Source organism: Lysinibacillus sp. CD3-6, from assembly GCF_006351725.2.
Lineage (GTDB): Bacteria > Bacillota > Bacilli > Bacillales_A > Planococcaceae > Lysinibacillus.
The window spans coordinates 49,684-68,354 of record NZ_CP085880.1 but is presented as its reverse complement, the minus strand read 5'-3'; the positions used below and the strand labels follow the sequence as shown (position 1 = coordinate 68,354).

The 18,671-nt window shown below is 41.0% G+C and carries 17 protein-coding genes and 3 rRNA genes; all 20 read right to left on the bottom strand.

Annotation, left to right across the window (positions count from 1 at the left end; genetic code table 11):
- Positions 1 to 151 precede the first annotated feature (151 nt).
- The 20 genes from rsmI to dnaX all read right to left on the bottom strand — a co-directional run bounded on the left by rsmI (position 152) and on the right by dnaX (position 18,544).
- Positions 152 to 1,027, bottom strand: a complete 876-nt coding sequence (gene rsmI, locus FH508_RS00305; RefSeq protein ID WP_228134248.1) for a 16S rRNA (cytidine(1402)-2'-O)-methyltransferase — start codon at positions 1,025 to 1,027, stop codon at positions 152 to 154.
- Positions 1,024 to 1,287, bottom strand: a complete 264-nt coding sequence (locus FH508_RS00300) for a GIY-YIG nuclease family protein (protein WP_228134247.1) — start codon at positions 1,285 to 1,287, stop codon at positions 1,024 to 1,026. Before FH508_RS00300 ends, rsmI begins: the two co-directional genes overlap by 4 nt.
- Positions 1,271 to 2,020: a tRNA1(Val) (adenine(37)-N6)-methyltransferase gene (locus tag FH508_RS00295; RefSeq protein ID WP_228134246.1), complete on the bottom strand. Its 750-nt coding sequence runs from the start codon at positions 2,018 to 2,020 to the stop codon at positions 1,271 to 1,273. The genes FH508_RS00300 and FH508_RS00295 overlap by 17 nt, the downstream gene beginning before the upstream one ends.
- A gap of 63 nt (positions 2,021 to 2,083) precedes the next feature.
- Complete coding sequence (gene yabA / locus FH508_RS00290) at positions 2,084 to 2,440, bottom strand: DNA replication initiation control protein YabA (RefSeq protein ID WP_228134245.1); 357 nt, start codon at positions 2,438 to 2,440, stop codon at positions 2,084 to 2,086.
- Between the two features lie 27 nt (positions 2,441 to 2,467).
- Positions 2,468 to 3,283 carry a PSP1 domain-containing protein gene (locus FH508_RS00285; RefSeq protein WP_228134244.1) on the bottom strand — a complete coding sequence of 272 codons (816 nt, stop codon included), beginning with the start codon at positions 3,281 to 3,283 and terminating at the stop codon, positions 2,468 to 2,470.
- Complete coding sequence (holB, locus tag FH508_RS00280) at positions 3,276 to 4,280, bottom strand: DNA polymerase III subunit delta' (RefSeq protein ID WP_228134243.1); 1,005 nt, start codon at positions 4,278 to 4,280, stop codon at positions 3,276 to 3,278. The genes FH508_RS00285 and holB overlap by 8 nt, the downstream gene beginning before the upstream one ends.
- Before the next feature lie 153 nt (positions 4,281 to 4,433).
- Positions 4,434 to 4,874 carry a YaaR family protein gene (locus FH508_RS00275; protein WP_228134242.1) on the bottom strand — a complete coding sequence of 147 codons (441 nt, stop codon included), beginning with the start codon at positions 4,872 to 4,874 and terminating at the stop codon, positions 4,434 to 4,436.
- 92 nt (positions 4,875 to 4,966) lie between these two features.
- On the bottom strand, positions 4,967 to 5,296 hold the full coding sequence (locus tag FH508_RS00270) for a cyclic-di-AMP receptor (RefSeq protein WP_024362572.1): 330 nt from the start codon (positions 5,294 to 5,296) through the stop codon (positions 4,967 to 4,969).
- 303 nt (positions 5,297 to 5,599) lie between these two features.
- The gene (tmk, locus tag FH508_RS00265) at positions 5,600 to 6,229 is read right to left on the bottom strand and encodes a dTMP kinase (protein WP_228134241.1); all 630 of its coding nucleotides are present in this window, start codon (positions 6,227 to 6,229) and stop codon (positions 5,600 to 5,602) included.
- A 17-nt stretch (positions 6,230 to 6,246) separates the two neighbouring features.
- Complete coding sequence (locus tag FH508_RS00260) at positions 6,247 to 7,671, bottom strand: aminotransferase class I/II-fold pyridoxal phosphate-dependent enzyme (RefSeq protein ID WP_228134240.1); 1,425 nt, start codon at positions 7,669 to 7,671, stop codon at positions 6,247 to 6,249.
- A gap of 146 nt (positions 7,672 to 7,817) precedes the next feature.
- Positions 7,818 to 9,377: a S26 family signal peptidase gene (locus tag FH508_RS00255; RefSeq protein ID WP_228134239.1), complete on the bottom strand. Its 1,560-nt coding sequence runs from the start codon at positions 9,375 to 9,377 to the stop codon at positions 7,818 to 7,820.
- Complete coding sequence (locus FH508_RS00250) at positions 9,370 to 9,903, bottom strand: sigma-70 family RNA polymerase sigma factor (RefSeq protein ID WP_228134238.1); 534 nt, start codon at positions 9,901 to 9,903, stop codon at positions 9,370 to 9,372. The genes FH508_RS00255 and FH508_RS00250 overlap by 8 nt, the downstream gene beginning before the upstream one ends.
- 171 nt (positions 9,904 to 10,074) lie before the next feature.
- Positions 10,075 to 10,190 (bottom strand): 5S ribosomal RNA (gene rrf / locus FH508_RS00245).
- A gap of 103 nt (positions 10,191 to 10,293) precedes the next feature.
- Positions 10,294 to 13,221, bottom strand: a 23S ribosomal RNA gene (locus tag FH508_RS00240).
- Between the two features lie 181 nt (positions 13,222 to 13,402).
- Positions 13,403 to 14,954, bottom strand: a 16S ribosomal RNA gene (locus FH508_RS00235).
- Together the 16S, 23S and 5S rRNA genes form the textbook arrangement of a ribosomal RNA operon.
- Positions 14,955 to 15,243: 289 nt before the next feature.
- Positions 15,244 to 15,516, bottom strand: a complete 273-nt coding sequence (locus tag FH508_RS00230) for a pro-sigmaK processing inhibitor BofA family protein (protein ID WP_228134237.1) — start codon at positions 15,514 to 15,516, stop codon at positions 15,244 to 15,246.
- Positions 15,517 to 15,585: 69 nt separating this feature from the next.
- Positions 15,586 to 15,801, bottom strand: a complete 216-nt coding sequence (locus FH508_RS00225; RefSeq protein WP_228134236.1) for a YaaL family protein — start codon at positions 15,799 to 15,801, stop codon at positions 15,586 to 15,588.
- 12 nt (positions 15,802 to 15,813) lie between these two features.
- Positions 15,814 to 16,410, bottom strand: a complete 597-nt coding sequence (gene recR / locus FH508_RS00220; protein ID WP_228134235.1) for a recombination mediator RecR — start codon at positions 16,408 to 16,410, stop codon at positions 15,814 to 15,816.
- Between the two features lie 11 nt (positions 16,411 to 16,421).
- Entirely contained in the window at positions 16,422 to 16,736 is a 315-nt protein-coding gene (locus FH508_RS00215; RefSeq protein WP_228134234.1) for a YbaB/EbfC family nucleoid-associated protein, read from the bottom strand.
- 20 nt (positions 16,737 to 16,756) lie between these two features.
- The gene (gene dnaX, locus FH508_RS00210) at positions 16,757 to 18,544 is read right to left on the bottom strand and encodes a DNA polymerase III subunit gamma/tau (protein ID WP_228134233.1); all 1,788 of its coding nucleotides are present in this window, start codon (positions 18,542 to 18,544) and stop codon (positions 16,757 to 16,759) included.
- Positions 18,545 to 18,671 lie beyond the last annotated feature (127 nt).

The window sequence follows — 18,671 nt, the reverse complement described above, 5'->3', positions numbered from 1 at the left end:
AGACATCTTTTATTAAGATTACTCTTTTTTACAATTATTATCAATTTTAAATCTTTTATTTTAACAAATAAAATGACAACATTTGGAAAATTTTGTATTAATAAGTCAAAAAAGGTTGCCTCTTTTGAGACAACCCCACTGTTATTGACACTTACTCACTATGATAAGCATTATAAATATCTCGTTTAGCTACTTGTCGAAGTTTTGCTACTTCTTTAATAGCTTCTTTAGAAGTTACACCTGTTTCAGCAATAATATAATCGACATGTTCTACCTCGTTCATATCTTTCCAATATGCCTCTTCTTGATTGTCTTGTTCTGCATGTTGATTTCCTTCTAAAACAATGCAAAATTCCCCTCGAATTTCTTCGGTCTGTGCCCATTCAACCGCTTCTGTTATCGTGCCACGAAGAAATTCTTCAAATTTCTTTGTGAGCTCACGCGCTAGCACAATACGTCGATTGCCAAGAACTAATTCCATATCCTTTAACGTTTCCTTTAAGCGATGTGGCGCCTCATAAAATAAGATTGTTTCTTGTCGATTTTTTAATTGCTCTAATTGTTGGCGTCTCTCTTTTTTTCCACGGTTTAAAAAGCCATAGAAGAAAAATGGCTGAGGCGTTAAACCTGATGCAATTAAAGCAGATATTGCCGCATTGGCACCTGGTATTGGCACTACTGCAATTCCTTCCTCGATTGCCTTCACGACAATATCTGCCCCAGGATCCGAAATACAAGGTAGACCCGCATCACTAACTAATGCCACCGTTTTCCCTTCTCGTAAAAAGGCTAATAGCTTTTCTCCCCCAGCTTCGATATTATGTTCGTGGTAACTAACAAGTGGTGTATCAATTTCAAAATAGTTACAAAGCTTTTTTGTATTTCGTGTATCTTCAGCAGCAATCACATCCGCTTCTTTTAATATTCGCAGTGCACGTACACTCATGTCCTCTAAATTCCCAATTGGTGTTGCCACAAGATATAAGTATCCTTGCTGATTGTGCACCGTACTTTTTTGTGATTTCACGATTGATCCCTCCCCATATATTTTGTTTTTTGCGTCCGTGTTAACTGCTTAAAAGCATATTCTGCTCGCATCGCTTCTTGTTTTGTGTCGAAAGCTTCGACATAGATACATGTCACAGGTCCTCTTGCCTTAGTATATTTAGCACCTTTACCTGCATTATGTGCGGCAACACGCTTGTCTACATTATTTGTATAGCCTGCATAGTACGACTTGTCTGCACATTCTAATACATAGAAGAAATGACTATTGGTTTTTTCCATAGAGCATTTCTCTCACTTCTGCTGTATATTCATTGTTTTCGTCATAAACATAAAGCGGCGGTAATATTTTTAAATCAGGTTTACCATCCTTTATTCCTTCTATTAATAAGGTATTGGCTTCTTTCCCCGCTTTCGGATAAATCAGTTGCATTCGTTTTGGTTCCAATCGATTTGCCCGCATCGCAGTGACAATATCTAATAAGCGGCCTGGCCGATGAACAAATGCTGCCTTGCCACCTTGTTTTAATAATTTACTTGCAGACTGTACCGCTTCATCGAGTGTTAAATGTAGCTCATGTCGCGCAATCGCGTGATGTTCACTTATATTTTTATCACTCGCTTCATGAGCTAAAAAATACGGCGGGTTACATGTTACCACATCATATTTTTCAATTCCTAATTGAGTTGGAATTTCCTTTACATCACCAAGAACTATTTGGATTTGTTCTTCTAAGTTATTATAACGAATACTTCGCTCAGCCATATCAAATAGACGTGGTTGTATTTCTACACCTGTAATTTGTCCTTTCGTTCTGGCACTTAAAAATAATGGTATGACACCGTTACCAGAACATAAATCAACAATTTTTCCTTTATAAAAAGGTACATTGACAAATTTCGAAAGCAACACCGCATCCAATGAAAAAGAAAAGACAGATGGGCTTTGAATAATACGTAAATCCTCTGCCAGCAAATAGTCTAGCCTTTCATCATCCTTTAACCAATTTTCCACGAACCTTCCTCCTACTATACAAAACAAAAGACTGACACCACCGAAGCGGGAATCAGCCTTCTATTACACATTTTGCTTATTTAAAAATGATAGACAAAACAGACAGTCTTCACCTTTACGTGAACTCCCAAAATGAACATGACAAACGTGGAAGCCCTCCTGGTAAAGGCGTGCTAAGTTATCATATCCCTCGCCAATATCTAATGGAATCTCTTTCTTCTCATCTGCAGCCTGTACGGTGTTCTCTTTAGAAAGTAGTTCTTCTAGACGTGTACGAAGGTGATGATTTTCTGTTTCGAGTGCCTTATGTTCTTCCATCATTAACGCTACAAATTGCTTCAATGCACCAAATTGCTCCTGCATTGCTTCGAGCTGTTGTTCGAACTCCATAACGGTATCTAAGAAATTACGGTCCTTCACCCAAGCCACCTCGTTAAATTCTCTATCTTATATAAGATTTTTTTCGCATGCTAGCAGTTCTTCTAGTGTATACTCAGCTGTTCGTTCCTGCTCTTGTAAATATACTTGAATAAGTCTTTCCAGCACATTTAAACCTACAACTCTTCCGCGGCCATCTGGTGTCATTGTCATTTCACCAACATCTGGCATGCCTTCTTTTGCTTCTTCATATTCATCGTTTTCATACTTTAAACAGCACATTAAACGACCACATAACCCTGATATTTTTGATGGGTTTAAAGATAAATTCTGATCTTTTGCCATTTTAATAGATACTGGGTCAAAATCACCTAAAAATGTTGAACAGCATAGCATTCGACCACATGGACCGATACCACCTAATAATTTTGCTTCATCTCGAACACCTATTTGGCGTAGCTCGATACGCGTTCTAAAAACAGAGGCTAAATCTTTTACTAAATCCCTAAAATCGACCCGACCTTCTGCTGTAAAATAAAAAATTATTTTATTACGATCAAATGTATATTCAACATCAACAAGTTTCATCTCTAGTTTGTGTTCTATGATTTTGGCACTTGCTAGCTCAAATGCCCGCTTTGACTCAATTGCATTTTCTTCAACTTGAATCCGATCTCGTTCATCTGCTGGTCGTAGTACTTGCTTAAGTGGCAATACGACATCATTTTCCCCTACTACTTTTTGAGGGACAACTACTTTACCGTATTCTACACCACGAGCTGTTTCTACAATGACATATTGACTGTCTTCTAGTAGAAATGATGCTGGATCGAAATAATATATTTTACCCGCTTTTTTAAAGCGAATTCCTACTACATTATACAAATGTATATCCCTCCTGCAGATTAAGCATTAGCTGCTCCATCATTAACGTCCTATTCATGTTACGCTGTAAAGATGCGCGCGCCTGTAAAATGGCTTCCATTTGACTAGATAGGCGTTCGAAAGTCGAATGTAACGCAGCTTCTTTGAAAGGCTGTAACATGTCTGGATAAGTACAAGCTGCTTCGGGATTAGCTTTTATTGACACTATATCACGGTAAGCAAATAGTAGTAAATCCAATGCTTGCTCCATTTCGCTTTTTTCCTTAAATAGTGGCAACCATTCCTCATGCACAACAATCATAGCTTCATGTACATTTTGGCGAATTGCCTCTACTAATTTTAACACTGTTTTTCGAGCCTGTGCAAACTGCTCATCTTTTGCTAAAAAAATAGCTGTTTCGAGCTCGTTCGTCATCATGCTAACAGTAGAAGCCATAGAGTGGGAAATTTCATTTTCTTGCAAATGCTTTAACAACACTTGTCTTGGCATTTTTTGAAACTTAACATGCTGACAGCGCGAACGAATCGTTGGTAATATCGATTGCATCTGTTCTGTTAACAAAATAGCCGTAACTTCCCCTTCTGGTTCCTCTAAAAACTTCAAGATCATATTAGCGGATGCAATATTAAGGCGGTCTGCATGATGGAGTACGTAAATTTTCCGTCCTTGCTCTACACCCATCATCTTCATCTCTGCAATAAGATCCCGTATTTGATCAATTTTAATAAATTGACCTTCAGGATAAATTTGATGAATATTCGGATGATTTCCCGAATCGACCCGTCTGCAATTTCGACATGTTTCACATGGAACATTTTTAAGTGGTTGTTCACATAGCATTAATTTTACAAAAAAATGCATAATATCCACTTTGCCTGTCCCTTTTTCGCCATCAAAAATGTATGCATGGGCTAATCTATTTTTATCAAATATCGTTTGAAGCTGCTTCATTACGACTGGCTGTAGTGTGAAAAGCTCTTCAACATTCTTCGCCATTTTTTATTAAATTCCTTCCTATATCAATAAAGCCTTTTAGACTTGTACAAGTAAATGTATTTCAGTAGAGATACATTCCTAATTTTACTATTTAAAATCCTACTGAACCAATTTGAAAAAAGCCCGCGCCTACAAGTGAACAAGACACGGGTTTTACATATATAAATTAATTAATAGACCTTTTATCTCTCCAATTTTATCGAGAAGGTCAATCGCTTCTTTTTCTTCATCTAAAATATCTTGTGCTAGTTCCACAAGACGACTATCAATTGTTTCAATAATCTTTAATCGTCTTCCTTCACCAAAGCGATTCCATGTATGTGATTGCTTTAATTCCATTCCATGCTCTACAGTTTCCTGTAAAAATCGCTTGACGAGCATTTTAAAACGAGCAAGTTCTCGCAAATTACGGGATCTTGCAACACGGTCACCAGCAGTAGAAATATCCCCCAACAATCGTGTTAATTGTTCGGTTTGCAATTTTGAACCTTGCTTTACGACCATATCACCAAATCGGTTGTTTTGATTAGTATTTTGCAGAGGCTCTTTACGATTAGTATTTAACCCGACACGGATATCTTGATTGATCTTCAAGCTTCTTTCGCCCCCAATTGCTTTCTTCTCAAATTCATCTTCGTAAGTGAATTTGTACTGCCTTGATTATGTTAAATTTTTATTCAATAGCGTTAAAAATGGTGAAATTGTTCAATCGGTAAAACAAATACAGTAGCGCCTCCTACCTCTACCTCCACTGGATATGGTATATAGGAATCAGCATTACCACCTAATGGTGACACAGGTGCAACTAACTGTTCACGCGCACGACAATTATCACGGATAATATCTAAAACTTTGGGTATGAGAGAGTCTTCTGTTCCAATTAAGAACGTCGTATTACCAGAGCGTAAAAAACCCCCTGTACTCGCTAATTTTGTTGCGCGAAACTGATTTTTCGTTAAAGCATTTGATAAGCGGCTACTATCCTGATCCTGTACCACAGCTACGACTAACTTCATTCGCACTCACCCCTTTTATATAATTGGCCTTGATAGAATTTATTCAAAAACAGCAACATCTACCATCGTTACTAACTTCATTTTATACAAAAGCACAAAATTAATTAGGCTTTCGAATGACTACCTCGAAGGAAAGATTGCGCTAAAAAAAGTTCACTTCTTTATTTTATCACGTTTTGCGTAACCAATGATAAATTGCATTCTTCTTAGCACCTATAAGGAAAGTTGTTCTTCTATTCGATGCAGTTCATCTGTCACCGTATGTTACCATTATATCACAATATGGTGGTTGACTTCATGTTTTTACTGTATTGCTTCATTCAATATTGCCCATACATCTTCAACTACACGCTCAATACTTTGGTCTGCATTGATGACATTTATACGTTCTGGATAACGTTTTACTAATTGTAAATATCCTTCACGCACCTTTTGGTGAAAAGCCAGACTTTCCACATCAAGGCGGTTTACTTCGCGGTCTCCATGTGCATGAATACGGGCTAAACCAACCTCTGGAGAAATATCAAATAAGATTGTTAAATCAGGTAGTTTTTTTCCTATCGCAAACTCATTAATGGATAGTACTTCATCTACACCAATGCCACGTGCATATCCTTGGTAAGCTAAAGATGAATCGATAAATCGATCACAAATCACCATTTTTCCAGCATCTAAAGCAGGTCGCACTTTTTCAAAATAATGCTGGCTTCTAGCTGCGGCATATAACAATGCTTCTGTTCGCTCATCCATTGCTGTATGCTCAGGATTTAAAATGATTGTACGAATTTTTTCAGCGATCTCAATGCCGCCAGGTTCTCTTGTTGCTAATACATCTATATTTTCTTGTGCTAACCGTTCAGCAATTTTCTTAATAACGGTTGTTTTGCCAGCACCTTCTGGACCTTCGAATGTAATAAATAAATTGCGCTTCATGCTGTTATTGCCTCCAACTATTTAATGACCTCAATCATTTTTTCTTCTAATCGGTGTTTTCCTTGGAAGGTTGCACCTGTTGCAAGTAATTCCTCTAGTTGACTTAGTTTAGCCACTGTAATTTTTTCACCTGGCACAAGTAATGGTATGCCAGGGGGGTATGGAATAATCATACTTGCAGCCGTACGTCCCATTGTTCGCATATATGGTAGCCATTCTTTTTTCATATTCCCTATTTCATCGAACGAATACACTGGTTCAGTAATAGCGACAAAATTGTAAGCAGTTTGTGAAACAGCTTGTATATCTGTTTTTTCAGTGTTTAATAATGCTGTTACAGCTTCTTTAATGCGAACACGTATATCTGCAAACGGGTAACTATACCCTTGTTTTAAAAGTGGTAACACAAATAATACTTGATGTGCATCTGCAAGCTCTGCATAAACATGCTTAGCTTCTAATGCTTCTTGTAATTGAAAGCCACTATAACCGTTAACTCGGAGCAATACTTTTATAGGATCATCTACTTCAATAACTTCAAGTGAGCCAATCGCACGTAATGCTTCAACCCATTGATTTTTTTTCTCTATTATATATGCACCATCACTCTCCATATATGTCTGTATATAATAGCGTGCATCATCTAAAGAAGCTAACAATACATACGATGGACTACTGGATTGTAACATGCGTAAATAGTGATGGATGCGATCTACATCCACTAATTGTGAGTTTACATGCATAAAAGAAGCCATTGTCATAGCGGGCAACGTTTTATGAGCTGACTGTACAACAACATCAGCACCAAAGGTCAAAGCAGATGGCTGAAATAAAGCACAGGCACTAAAATGAGCGCCATGAGCCTCATCTACCAAAACGGGTATTTTTTTTTCATAACAATAAGCGACTTGCTGTGACATTTCTTTCGAAGTCATACCGTAATATGTAGGGTATGTTAAGACAACCGCCTTTGCCTCTGGATAACAATCGACTGCCTGTTTTAGATCATGATAAGAGACATGTGTTGCAGTTAATGTTCGATCATCCCACAGTGGAGAAACATATACCGCCTTTGCTCCAACAAGCTCGATTGCGTGAAAAATAGACTTATGCGCATTGCGTTGTACAATAATCGTCTCGCCTCTTTTACATGTAGCATAAATCATAGCTAAATTTCCTACCGTAGAGCCACCTACTAAAAAAAAGCTTTTTCTCGCGCCATATGTATCAGCTAGTAAACTTTCTGCCTCTAAAATCATCTCTTCTGGATAATGTAAGTCATCTAGCCCTGTTAATTCTGTCACATCGTAACGCATGACATCTTTAAAAGCTTGTGGAAGTTGTGACAATTCACCATGTTTATGTCCTGGTACATGGAAGGATATATTTTGTTGTTGTCGAAAACGCTCTAAACCTTCTACAATTGGCTTTTTCTTTTGCAAAACAAGACACCCTTTTCCGTTTATTATCCTTTAATTATACGGGATTATTGCAGGATAAAAAAGCTATCCTACTAAATAGGATAGCTTAAGATTTAAAGGGTAGAAAATCACAATAAATAGCCTACATACTACTACACTAAGAATGTTTACTGTATTGGCATAAAGGCCACTTGCCAAATACCGTTTTCATTCCTTACCATTTGATAGCCCATGTCACTTTCATTTTGTGTAAAAAGTATGACTCCTCCATGATCAGGTAGTTCTTTAAAAGTCCCATTCTCCATCGCTTTAGCCATTTCAAATGCCCACGACCTATTACTTTCTGCCTCTACTTGTGTATGCTGACGCATATGCTCTGCTTCGCTCCACTTCGAATAGTTTTCCCGAGTTGTATACAGTCGATACACCGTTTGTTCATCAGCTAAAAATTTCGCGTATAACTGGACACGGGCTATCGTCAATGGATCTACATCGCGGAATATTTCCATATTATTTTGTTCTCTAAAAGCATCGTATAATGACCTTTCTGTTTCCGTCCATTCATTCGCCATCTCCCCTGCTTCATAACCTAGCACTTTCCCAATAATTTGAGCATCTGTGATTTTCGACAGCATACCGTGTCCCCAATTATCTGCTGCTACAAAATATTCGTCTGCATTAACGGTCAATTCATCCATATTCCAGAAAAAATATTTACGAATTTCATTTTCATCAAAAGTCGCACCATCTTCTTTCAGCTTGTCGATATATACTTCAAACACATCGAAGCCCATTTGTGTGGCAAAACCATAGTATATATCTAGGGATATTGTATTTACTATAATCGTTCCATCATGAATGGCAACCTTTTCTCCAGGCAATCCTACAATACGTGCTATCGTCTTTGTTCCATCCTCGGCATTTACATAAACAACGTCGCCACTATTTAGTTTTTCAATATTTGGCTCAACTACAATCGGATAAGAAGTATATTCGTTGTTACCCCGATCCATTGCATTACCTGTATACTGGACCTTATATTGTTGTCCCGACATATTACCTAGCACAGGGACCCTATCATCAATGTCCGTGTACGACCATTCTATGGAATTCATACGTTGCATTGATCCATCCATATATTCGTAAACAACACGAGCTCCTGGTTGCTTGCTAAAAGCAAACCAAAACATGCCCTCATTGGCTACCTCCAGTAGCTTTGCTTTCTGTTGTCCAACTATAACTTTCTTTAAACTATTGCTTCGTACAGCACCACAATATAAATTAGATGACTGTCTATAATGGACAATTACATCTTCTGTACCAAATCCATTCGTACAATTGTCTTGGAAAACCCATTCGCTATTTTGATAAATTAAATATGTAGCATGGACTAGCAAACCCGAATCTGTCTGTACTTTGTAAATAATAAAGGCATCTTCCTTTTGTAACACATTCATTTCTTCATAAAGAATTTCATCTGCACCACTTTTTTGCAACCATAATGCCAGTGACTCTTCTTTGGATATATTTGATTCAAACGACACAATCACGGCGAGCAAAACTATAAGAACTATTGAGCCACATATTATAAGAGGATACTGCCACGAACGTTTACGACTAGTATTTTTTCTAGCTGTTATTTCTTGCATAATTCGTGCCTCATTAGCCTCCGAAAATCTAGATTCTTCACTAAATAACTTATCAAATTCATGCTTTATTTTATTCATGACGTAACACCTCCCATTCAGCTTCAACTAGCCTCAGTTTTAGCATTTCCCGCGCGCGTCGCAATCTCGTTTTAATTGTATTCTCAGAAAGATTGAGTAACTCTCCAATCGCCGCAGTGGTCAGTTCTTCATAATAAAACAATATAATTACTTCACGGTACTTTACAGATAATTGTAGAACATTTTTAGCGATATCCAGCTTCTCTAAACGTTGTAACATCTCGCTATCTATCGATGGCTTTTCAGCATGGATTTGTTTTAACAAGTAGTTCGAAATTAATTGTCTTCTACTTTTCCAGCTACGCAAATAATCATGACATCGATTGATTGTTATTTTAGCCAAATATGTTTTTAACGTAGCACGTTCCTCAAATTGGTGTTGCGTTTCAAAAAACTTTATAAAGACGTCCTGTACAATATCTTCAGCCGTAACCCAATCCTTAACATATAAATACGATAATCTCAGCATATAGTCACCATATGTATGCATAATTTCCTTCATATTTTGTGCATCGTACTGCTCCATAAAATCCCCCCTTCTCTTGTGTTTGAATAATTAATATATGATTTTTACTCAATAGACGGATGCAAATTAGGTATAGTTTCATTTTCTTTTATATGTATTCTTCATGAATAGATTATTATTTTAGTAGAAATAAAAAAAAGACCGAAGATTTCTCTTCGATCTTTTAAATGTGCCTAGCGACGTCCTACTCTCACAGGGGGAAGCCCCCAACTACCATCGGCGCTAAAGAGCTTAACTTCCGTGTTCGGTATGGGAACGGGTGTGACCTCTTTGCCATCATCACTAGACTATGTTCGGCTTTCAATATACATCGTATCTTGAAACCCTCTTAATTGAAAGTGTTGTTCTTTCAAAACTGGATAAACGGTTCATTGAATGTTTCAAACTTTTTTGGTTAAGTCCTCGATCGATTAGTATTCGTCAGCTCCATGTGTCACCACACTTCCACCTCGAACCTATCTACCTCATCGTCTTTGAGGGATCTTACTTACTTGCGTAATGGGAAATCTCATCTTGAGGGGGGCTTCATGCTTAGATGCTTTCAGCACTTATCCCGTCCACACATAGCTACCCAGCGATGCCTTTGGCAAGACAACTGGTACACCAGCGGTGTGTCCATCCCGGTCCTCTCGTACTAAGGACAGCTCCTCTCAAATTTCCTACGCCCACGACGGATAGGGACCGAACTGTCTCACGACGTTCTGAACCCAGCTCGCGTACCGCTTTAATGGGCGAACAGCCCAACCCTTGGGACCGACTACAGCCCCAGGATGCGATGAGCCGACATCGAGGTGCCAAACCTCCCCGTCGATGTGGACTCTTGGGGGAGATAAGCCTGTTATCCCCGGGGTAGCTTTTATCCGTTGAGCGATGGCCCTTCCATGCGGAACCACCGGATCACTAAGCCCGTCTTTCGACCCTGCTCGACTTGTAGGTCTCGCAGTCAAGCTCCCTTGTGCCTTTACACTCTACGAATGATTTCCAACCATTCTGAGGGAACCTTTGGGCGCCTCCGTTACCTTTTAGGAGGCGACCGCCCCAGTCAAACTGTCCGCCTGACACTGTCTCCTGCCCCGCTAAGGGGCATGGGTTAGAATTTCAATACAACCAGGGTAGTATCCCACCGACGCCTCCTTCGAAGCTGGCGCTCCGAGATCTCTGGCTCCTACCTATCCTGTACAAGTTGTACCAAAATTCAATATCAGGCTACAGTAAAGCTCCACGGGGTCTTTCCGTCCTGTCGCGGGTAACCTGCATCTTCACAGGTACTATAATTTCACCGAGTCTCTCGTTGAGACAGTGCCCAGATCGTTACGCCTTTCGTGCGGGTCGGAACTTACCCGACAAGGAATTTCGCTACCTTAGGACCGTTATAGTTACGGCCGCCGTTTACTGGGGCTTCAATTCGCAGCTTCGCTTGCGCTAACCACTCCTCTTAACCTTCCAGCACCGGGCAGGCGTCAGCCCCTATACGTCACCTTACGGTTTTGCAGAGACCTGTGTTTTTGCTAAACAGTCGCCTGGGCCTATTCACTGCGGCTCTCGTGCGCTTGCACGCTCAAGAGCACCCCTTCTCCCGAAGTTACGGGGTCATTTTGCCGAGTTCCTTAACGAGAGTTCTCTCGCACACCTTAGGATTCTCTCCTCGACTACCTGTGTCGGTTTGCGGTACGGGCACCTCTCACCTCGATAGAGGCTTTTCTTGGCAGTGTGAAATCAGGAACTTCGTCCATACGGACTCGCCATCACAGCTCAACGTTACAGTGTGCGGATTTGCCTACACACACGCCTTACTGCTTGGACGCGCACAACCAACGGCGCGCTTACCCTATCCTACTGCGTCCCCCCATTTCTCAAACGGTGAGGAGGTGGTACAGGAATATCAACCTGTTGTCCATCGCCTACGCCTATCGGCCTCGGCTTAGGTCCCGACTAACCCTGAGCGGACGAGCCTTCCTCAGGAAACCTTAGTCATACGGTGGACGGGATTCTCACCCGTCTTTCGCTACTCATACCGGCATTCTCACTTCTAAGCGCTCCACCAGTCCTTCCGGTCTGACTTCAACGCACTTAGAACGCTCTCCTACCACTGACATCGTAGATGTCAATCCACAGCTTCGGTGAATCGTTTAGCCCCGATACATTTTCGGCGCAGCGTCACTCGACCAGTGAGCTATTACGCACTCTTTAAATGATGGCTGCTTCTAAGCCAACATCCTGGTTGTCTGTGCAACGCCACATCCTTTTCCACTTAACGATTACTTTGGGACCTTAGCTGGTGGTCTGGGCTGTTTCCCTTTTGACTACGGATCTTATCACTCGCAGTCTGACTCCCGTGTATAAATATCTGGCATTCGGAGTTTGTCTGAATTCGGTAAACCGGGATGGCCCCCTAGTCCAAACAGTGCTCTACCTCCAGTATTCTCATCACGAGGCTAGCCCTAAAGCTATTTCGGAGAGAACCAGCTATCTCCAAGTTCGATTGGAATTTCTCCGCTACCCACACCTCATCCCCGCACTTTTCAACGTGCGTGGGTTCGGGCCTCCAGTAAGTGTTACCTCACCTTCACCCTGGACATGGGTAGATCACCTGGTTTCGGGTCTACGACCACGTACTAATTCGCCCTATTCAGACTCGCTTTCGCTGCGGCTCCGCCTTCTAAAGCTTAACCTCGCACGTAATCGTAACTCGCCGGTTCATTCTACAAAAGGCACGCTATCACCCATTAACGGGCTCTAACTACTTGTAGGCACACGGTTTCAGGATCTCTTTCACTCCCCTTCCGGGGTGCTTTTCACCTTTCCCTCACGGTACTGGTTCACTATCGGTCACTAGGTAGTATTTAGCCTTGGGAGATGGTCCTCCCGGATTCCGACGGAATTTCACGTGTTCCGCCGTACTCAGGATCCACTCTGGAGGGAATAAACTTTCGACTACAGGGCTTTTACCTGCTCTGGCGGACCTTTCCAAGTCGCTTCATCTAACTCATTCCTTTGTAACTCCGTATAGAGTGTCCTACAACCCCAAGAGGCAAGCCTCTTGGTTTGGGCTCTTCCCGTTTCGCTCGCCGCTACTCAGGGAATCGATTTTTCTTTCTCTTCCTCCAGGTACTTAGATGTTTCAGTTCCCTGGGTCTGCCTTCAAGACGCTATGTATTCACGTCAAGATACTACGCGATTAAACGTAGTGGGTTCCCCCATTCGGAAATCTCCGGATCAAAGCTCACTTACAGCTCCCCGAAGCATATCGGTGTTAGTGCCGTCCTTCTTCGGCTCCTAGTGCCAAGGCATTCGCCGTGCGCCCTTAATAACTTAACCTAGTTATTAAGCCTAAAAAACTTAATTTAAAAAATAAATGTGTTTGTTACAATTTCAATGTCGTTTTATCCAGTTTTCAAAGAACAAATTTTGAAGTATTTCATCTAATGATGAACCTTCAAAACTGAACGCAAAACGTAATCTTACAAACCCAAGGTTTGTATTCCGAAAATATCCTTAGAAAGGAGGTGATCCAGCCGCACCTTCCGATACGGCTACCTTGTTACGACTTCACCCCAATCATCTATCCCACCTTCGGCGGCTGGCTCCAAAAGGTTACCTCACCGACTTCGGGTGTTACAAACTCTCGTGGTGTGACGGGCGGTGTGTACAAGGCCCGGGAACGTATTCACCGCGGCATGCTGATCCGCGATTACTAGCGATTCCGGCTTCATGTAGGCGAGTTGCAGCCTACAATCCGAACTGAGAACGACTTTATCGGATTAGCTCCCTCTCGCGAGTTGGCAACCGTTTGTATCGTCCATTGTAGCACGTGTGTAGCCCAGGTCATAAGGGGCATGATGATTTGACGTCATCCCCACCTTCCTCCGGTTTGTCACCGGCAGTCACCTTAGAGTGCCCAACTAAATGATGGCAACTAAGATCAAGGGTTGCGCTCGTTGCGGGACTTAACCCAACATCTCACGACACGAGCTGACGACAACCATGCACCACCTGTCACCGTTGTCCCCGAAGGGAAAACTATATCTCTACAGTGGTCAACGGGATGTCAAGACCTGGTAAGGTTCTTCGCGTTGCTTCGAATTAAACCACATGCTCCACCGCTTGTGCGGGCCCCCGTCAATTCCTTTGAGTTTCAGTCTTGCGACCGTACTCCCCAGGCGGAGTGCTTAATGCGTTAGCTGCAGCACTAAGGGGCGGAAACCCCCTAACACTTAGCACTCATCGTTTACGGCGTGGACTACCAGGGTATCTAATCCTGTTTGCTCCCCACGCTTTCGCGCCTCAGTGTCAGTTACAGACCAGATAGTCGCCTTCGCCACTGGTGTTCCTCCAAATCTCTACGCATTTCACCGCTACACTTGGAATTCCACTATCCTCTTCTGCACTCAAGTCTCCCAGTTTCCAATGACCCTCCACGGTTGAGCCGTGGGCTTTCACATCAGACTTAAGAAACCACCTGCGCGCGCTTTACGCCCAATAATTCCGGACAACGCTTGCCACCTACGTATTACCGCGGCTGCTGGCACGTAGTTAGCCGTGGCTTTCTAATAAGGTACCGTCAAGGTACAGCCAGTTACTACTGTACTTGTTCTTCCCTTACAACAGAGTTTTACGAACCGAAATCCTTCTTCACTCACGCGGCGTTGCTCCATCAGGCTTTCGCCCATTGTGGAAGATTCCCTACTGCTGCCTCCCGTAGGAGTCTGGGCCGTGTCTCAGTCCCAGTGTGGCCGATCACCCTCTCAGGTCGGCTACGCATCGTTGCCTTGGTGAGCCGTTACCTCACCAACTAGCTAATGCGCCGCGGGCCCATCCTATAGCGACAGCCGAAACCGTCTTTCAGAATTGTCTCATGAGAGACAAAAGATTATTCGGTATTAGCCCCGGTTTCCCGGAGTTATCCCAAACTATAGGGTAGGTTGCCCACGTGTTACTCACCCGTCCGCCGCTAACGTCAAAGGAGCAAGCTCCTTATCTGTCCGCTCGACTTGCATGTATTAGGCACGCCGCCAGCGTTCGTCCTGAGCCAGGATCAAACTCTCCATAAAAGAAATTTGATTAGCTCAAATTGTTTTGCTGGCATCAATTTTGATGTCCAAAATTTTGTTTCGTTCACTAACGAAGTTAGCTGCTAAAAACTATATTGATTACGTTTTGCTTGTTCAGTTTTCAAGGTTCATTGTGTCGCTTCTTGTTTCAGCAACTCTTATATAATACCATTTTTTCAAATCGATGTCAACAATTTATTTTAATTGTTTTTGTTTTATATAAGTTGTTTCAGTTGTTGTCTTAACGACTCTTATGACTATATCACAATAAATATAGTTTGCAAGTCTTTTATAAAAAAAATATTAAAAAAGTGATTCCTAGCACACCAGGAATTCCTAATATTGCAATTGTGAAAACTGAAAACAGGTTGATAGGCACATTATAGCCGCCATACCCAACACCTAAATGGATAATGAATAGTAATAAAAATGCAAATGCAAATCGGAACCAAAATACAGAAATCCCTTCTAATACTTTTCCTAATTTAACATGCTTTCCTACTATATAAAGAAAAAGAAGCGCTACAGGAACACAAATACTTACAATTACAATCCACGGCATCCAATTGCCTCCTTCGATAATAATTATGTAAGTTTATGATTCCCATGTCGCTTCTATAACTCTCAACTATTATTTAATTAGCACTCGTCGAATTCTAGCTTCCTTAAACAAATAGAAATGTATACTCTCAGCAGCTTTTCGTTGAGCTATAATTTCTAAATCATAATCATTTAATAATTCTTCAATCACTTTCGCTTGCTGTAAATCTTCTTTTGTTTCTTTAATGAGATTAACAAGCTTTTCATCAAATTCTCTTTTTAATTTCCCTTTATTGCGGAAGAACATCTCAATCCCTCACTATAACTCTCGACGGCCTTCCATTGCCTTCGATAATGTTACTTCATCAGCATATTCTAAATCTCCACCCACAGGTAATCCATGTGCAATACGTGTTGTTCGGATACCCGATGGTTTCACAAGACGAGAGATATACATAGCTGTCGCTTCACCTTCAATAGTAGAATTTGTTGCTAAAATAAGCTCCTGTACAGTTTCATCTTGTAGTCGTACTAAAAGGGAGGCTACATTAATATCCTCTGGACCGATACCATCCATCGGTGAAATAGCTCCTTGTAGCACATGATATTTCCCATGATAATCACGCATTTTTTCCATTGCGATAACATCTTTTGTATCTTGAACAACACAAATTACAGAAGCATCTCGTTGTTTATCAGTACAAATATGGCATGGGTCTATATCAGTAATATTGCCACAAACAGAGCAATAGCTTAAATTACGCTTCGCTTCAATTAAAGCTTTTGAAAAGGAAAGAACGTCATCCTCTTTCATTGTTAACACAAAAAACGCCAGTCGGGCCGCGGTTTTAGGCCCGATACCTGGCAATTTCATAAAACTATCGATTAGTTTAGATATTGGTTCTGGGTAATACATATTGTTACCTCCTAGAATGGAAGGTTCATGCCTTGTGTGAATTTACCCATTGTTGCATTTGTTTTTTCTTCCACTTTTTTAAGTGCTTCATTCGTTGCAACAACAATTAAATCCTGTAGCATTTCGATATCGTCTGGATCCACTACTGAAGTATCAAGATTCACTTCTACAACTTCGCGTTGACCTGTAACTGTTACTTTGACCATACCGCCGCCAGCAACACCTTCAAATTGTTCTACATTTAAAGCTTCTTGAGCTTCCATCATTTCTTTTTGCATTTTTTGCATTTTCTTCATCATGCCTTGCATATTTCCCATTCCACGCATAACCTATTCCTCCTAAGTAATCAGTCTTCAACAATTTCAATAAAATCCTTACCGAATAGCTTTTCCGCTTCCGTCACAAGTGGATCTTGTGACGCCAGTGGTTGCGCATCATCGATAAACGGTTCTTCCGACATTTCTGCCGGTGGTGGTTCTAACAATTCAACATTCGGATCATCGTTAACAGACTGTGCTTTCTTTTGCTGTAATCCGTGATCACGAATAAACTCTTCACGCAACTTTAACCATGTTTCTTCTGGTGTACAAAGCATTTCATACATCGTGCCCGTTTGAGCTGCAATTAATTGTGTGAATTGCGCTTTTAGCATTTGATTGTCTGCAACCATTTGACAATGAATATCATACTTGAATTTTAACACAAAAGCACTTGAAGATGCCGCAACAGGTTCAGCTTCTGCTAAAAGAGCGGATTGAGACTTTTGCATTTGATTTAATGCTTGCGCCCATACAGCTTTTAAACTTTGCACATCTTGCTTTGTCGCATCCTTAAGCACTTCTTGAATACGACCAGTAGGCGCTTTGTAGCCGTTTGCACTTTTTGCGCGAGGACGTTGTTCTTTTGCAGCTTGACCAGCTTGTGATGGTGCACCACTTTGTAATTGCGCTGATAATTGTTGTACCATCTGCTCTAGTGCGACTATTTTTTGCGCAAGCTCTGGACTCATTGCCGTTTCGCTTGATGTAACGTTGTGATTTACAACCCCACCTGAAAACTGCGTCATTTTCAGCAATGCCGTTTCCAAATAAATTTTTGTATGATGAGAGAAACGCATTTCTTGTTGCGTTTTCGCTAAAATATCAATGTATCCATAGAGCATATCTGGGGCAAAATCATGCGCCAGAGCAAACACACGCTCTTCTGGTGATACTAACTCTAATAGTTCAGCTAGATTTTCACTCGTTTGCAAAAGAAGTAAATCACGGAAAAATGTAATTAAGTCCTCCGACAGGCGCAATGGGTCTTTTCCATCTGCAATTAGCTGTTCTAAAAGCGCTAGCATTTGTGCTACATCTTTCACCTTTAAAGCTTCTGCTAAATCATAGAAAACATCTTGACTGATTGAGCCAGTAACTAGCAGCGCATCTTCAAGTTTCAGCATTTCACCGCTGAACGATACAACTTGATCTAACAAGCTCAATGCATCACGCATACCACCTGCTGCTGATTGCGCAATTACTTTGAGTCCTTGTTCTTCAAACGGTAGCTCAATGTCTTCTAATACAACCTTCATGCGCTCAATAATATCGTTCGTTGAAAGTCGTTTAAAATCGAAACGTTGGCAACGAGAAATAATCGTCGCTGGTAATTTATGAGGTTCTGTAGTTGCTAAAATAAATACAGCATGTGGTGGTGGTTCTTCTAATGTTTTTAACAGCGCATTGAAGGCACTTGTAGACAGCATATGCACTTCGTCAATGATATACACTTTAAACCTGCTACTTGCAGGTGCAAAACGGACTTTTTCAATAATGTCACGTATTTCTTCTACACGTGAATTAGAAGCTGCATCAAATTCAATTACGTCTGGATGTGAACCATCAGTAATGCTTATACAAGTTGCACACTCATTACATGGTTCGCTTGCTGGAGCATGCTCACAGTTTAAAGCCTTGGCAAAAATTTTGGCTGTACTTGTTTTCCCTGTTCCACGAGGCCCTGAAAACAAATATGCATGAGTTGTTTTATTCGCTAGGAGAGCATTTTGCAGCGTTCTTTTGACATGTGCTTGACCTGACATTTCTCGGAATGATTGTGGTCTATACACACGATAAAATGCTTGATACGTCAATAATTTCCTCTCCCCTTCTTTTTAAATATGATTAAAACCATTATAGCATCGGCTACGTTGTTAATAAAACAGTGGCCTTTATTAGAATATAAAAAAACGCATTCGCCTATAATAGACGAATGCGTTC

Excerpts from the sequence above, each read along its gene's own strand:
- FH508_RS00215 (WP_228134234.1), bottom strand. The coding sequence starts at position 16,736 with ATGCGTGGAATGGGAAATATGCAAGGCATGATGAAGAAAATGCAAAAA.
- tmk (WP_228134241.1), bottom strand. The coding sequence starts at position 6,229 with ATGAAGCGCAATTTATTTATTACATTCGAAGGTCCAGAAGGTGCTGGC.
- FH508_RS00300 (WP_228134247.1), bottom strand. The coding sequence starts at position 1,287 with ATGGAAAAAACCAATAGTCATTTCTTCTATGTATTAGAATGTGCAGAC.
- holB (WP_228134243.1), bottom strand. The coding sequence starts at position 4,280 with ATGGCGAAGAATGTTGAAGAGCTTTTCACACTACAGCCAGTCGTAATG.
- FH508_RS00225 (WP_228134236.1), bottom strand. The coding sequence starts at position 15,801 with ATGTTCTTCCGCAATAAAGGGAAATTAAAAAGAGAATTTGATGAAAAG.
- FH508_RS00270 (WP_024362572.1), bottom strand. The coding sequence starts at position 5,296 with ATGAAGTTAGTCGTAGCTGTGGTACAGGATCAGGATAGTAGCCGCTTA.
- recR (WP_228134235.1), bottom strand. The coding sequence starts at position 16,410 with ATGTATTACCCAGAACCAATATCTAAACTAATCGATAGTTTTATGAAA.
- FH508_RS00255 (WP_228134239.1), bottom strand. The coding sequence starts at position 9,377 with ATGAATAAAATAAAGCATGAATTTGATAAGTTATTTAGTGAAGAATCT.
- FH508_RS00250 (WP_228134238.1), bottom strand. The coding sequence starts at position 9,903 with ATGGAGCAGTACGATGCACAAAATATGAAGGAAATTATGCATACATAT.
- FH508_RS00230 (WP_228134237.1), bottom strand. The coding sequence starts at position 15,516 with ATGCCGTGGATTGTAATTGTAAGTATTTGTGTTCCTGTAGCGCTTCTT.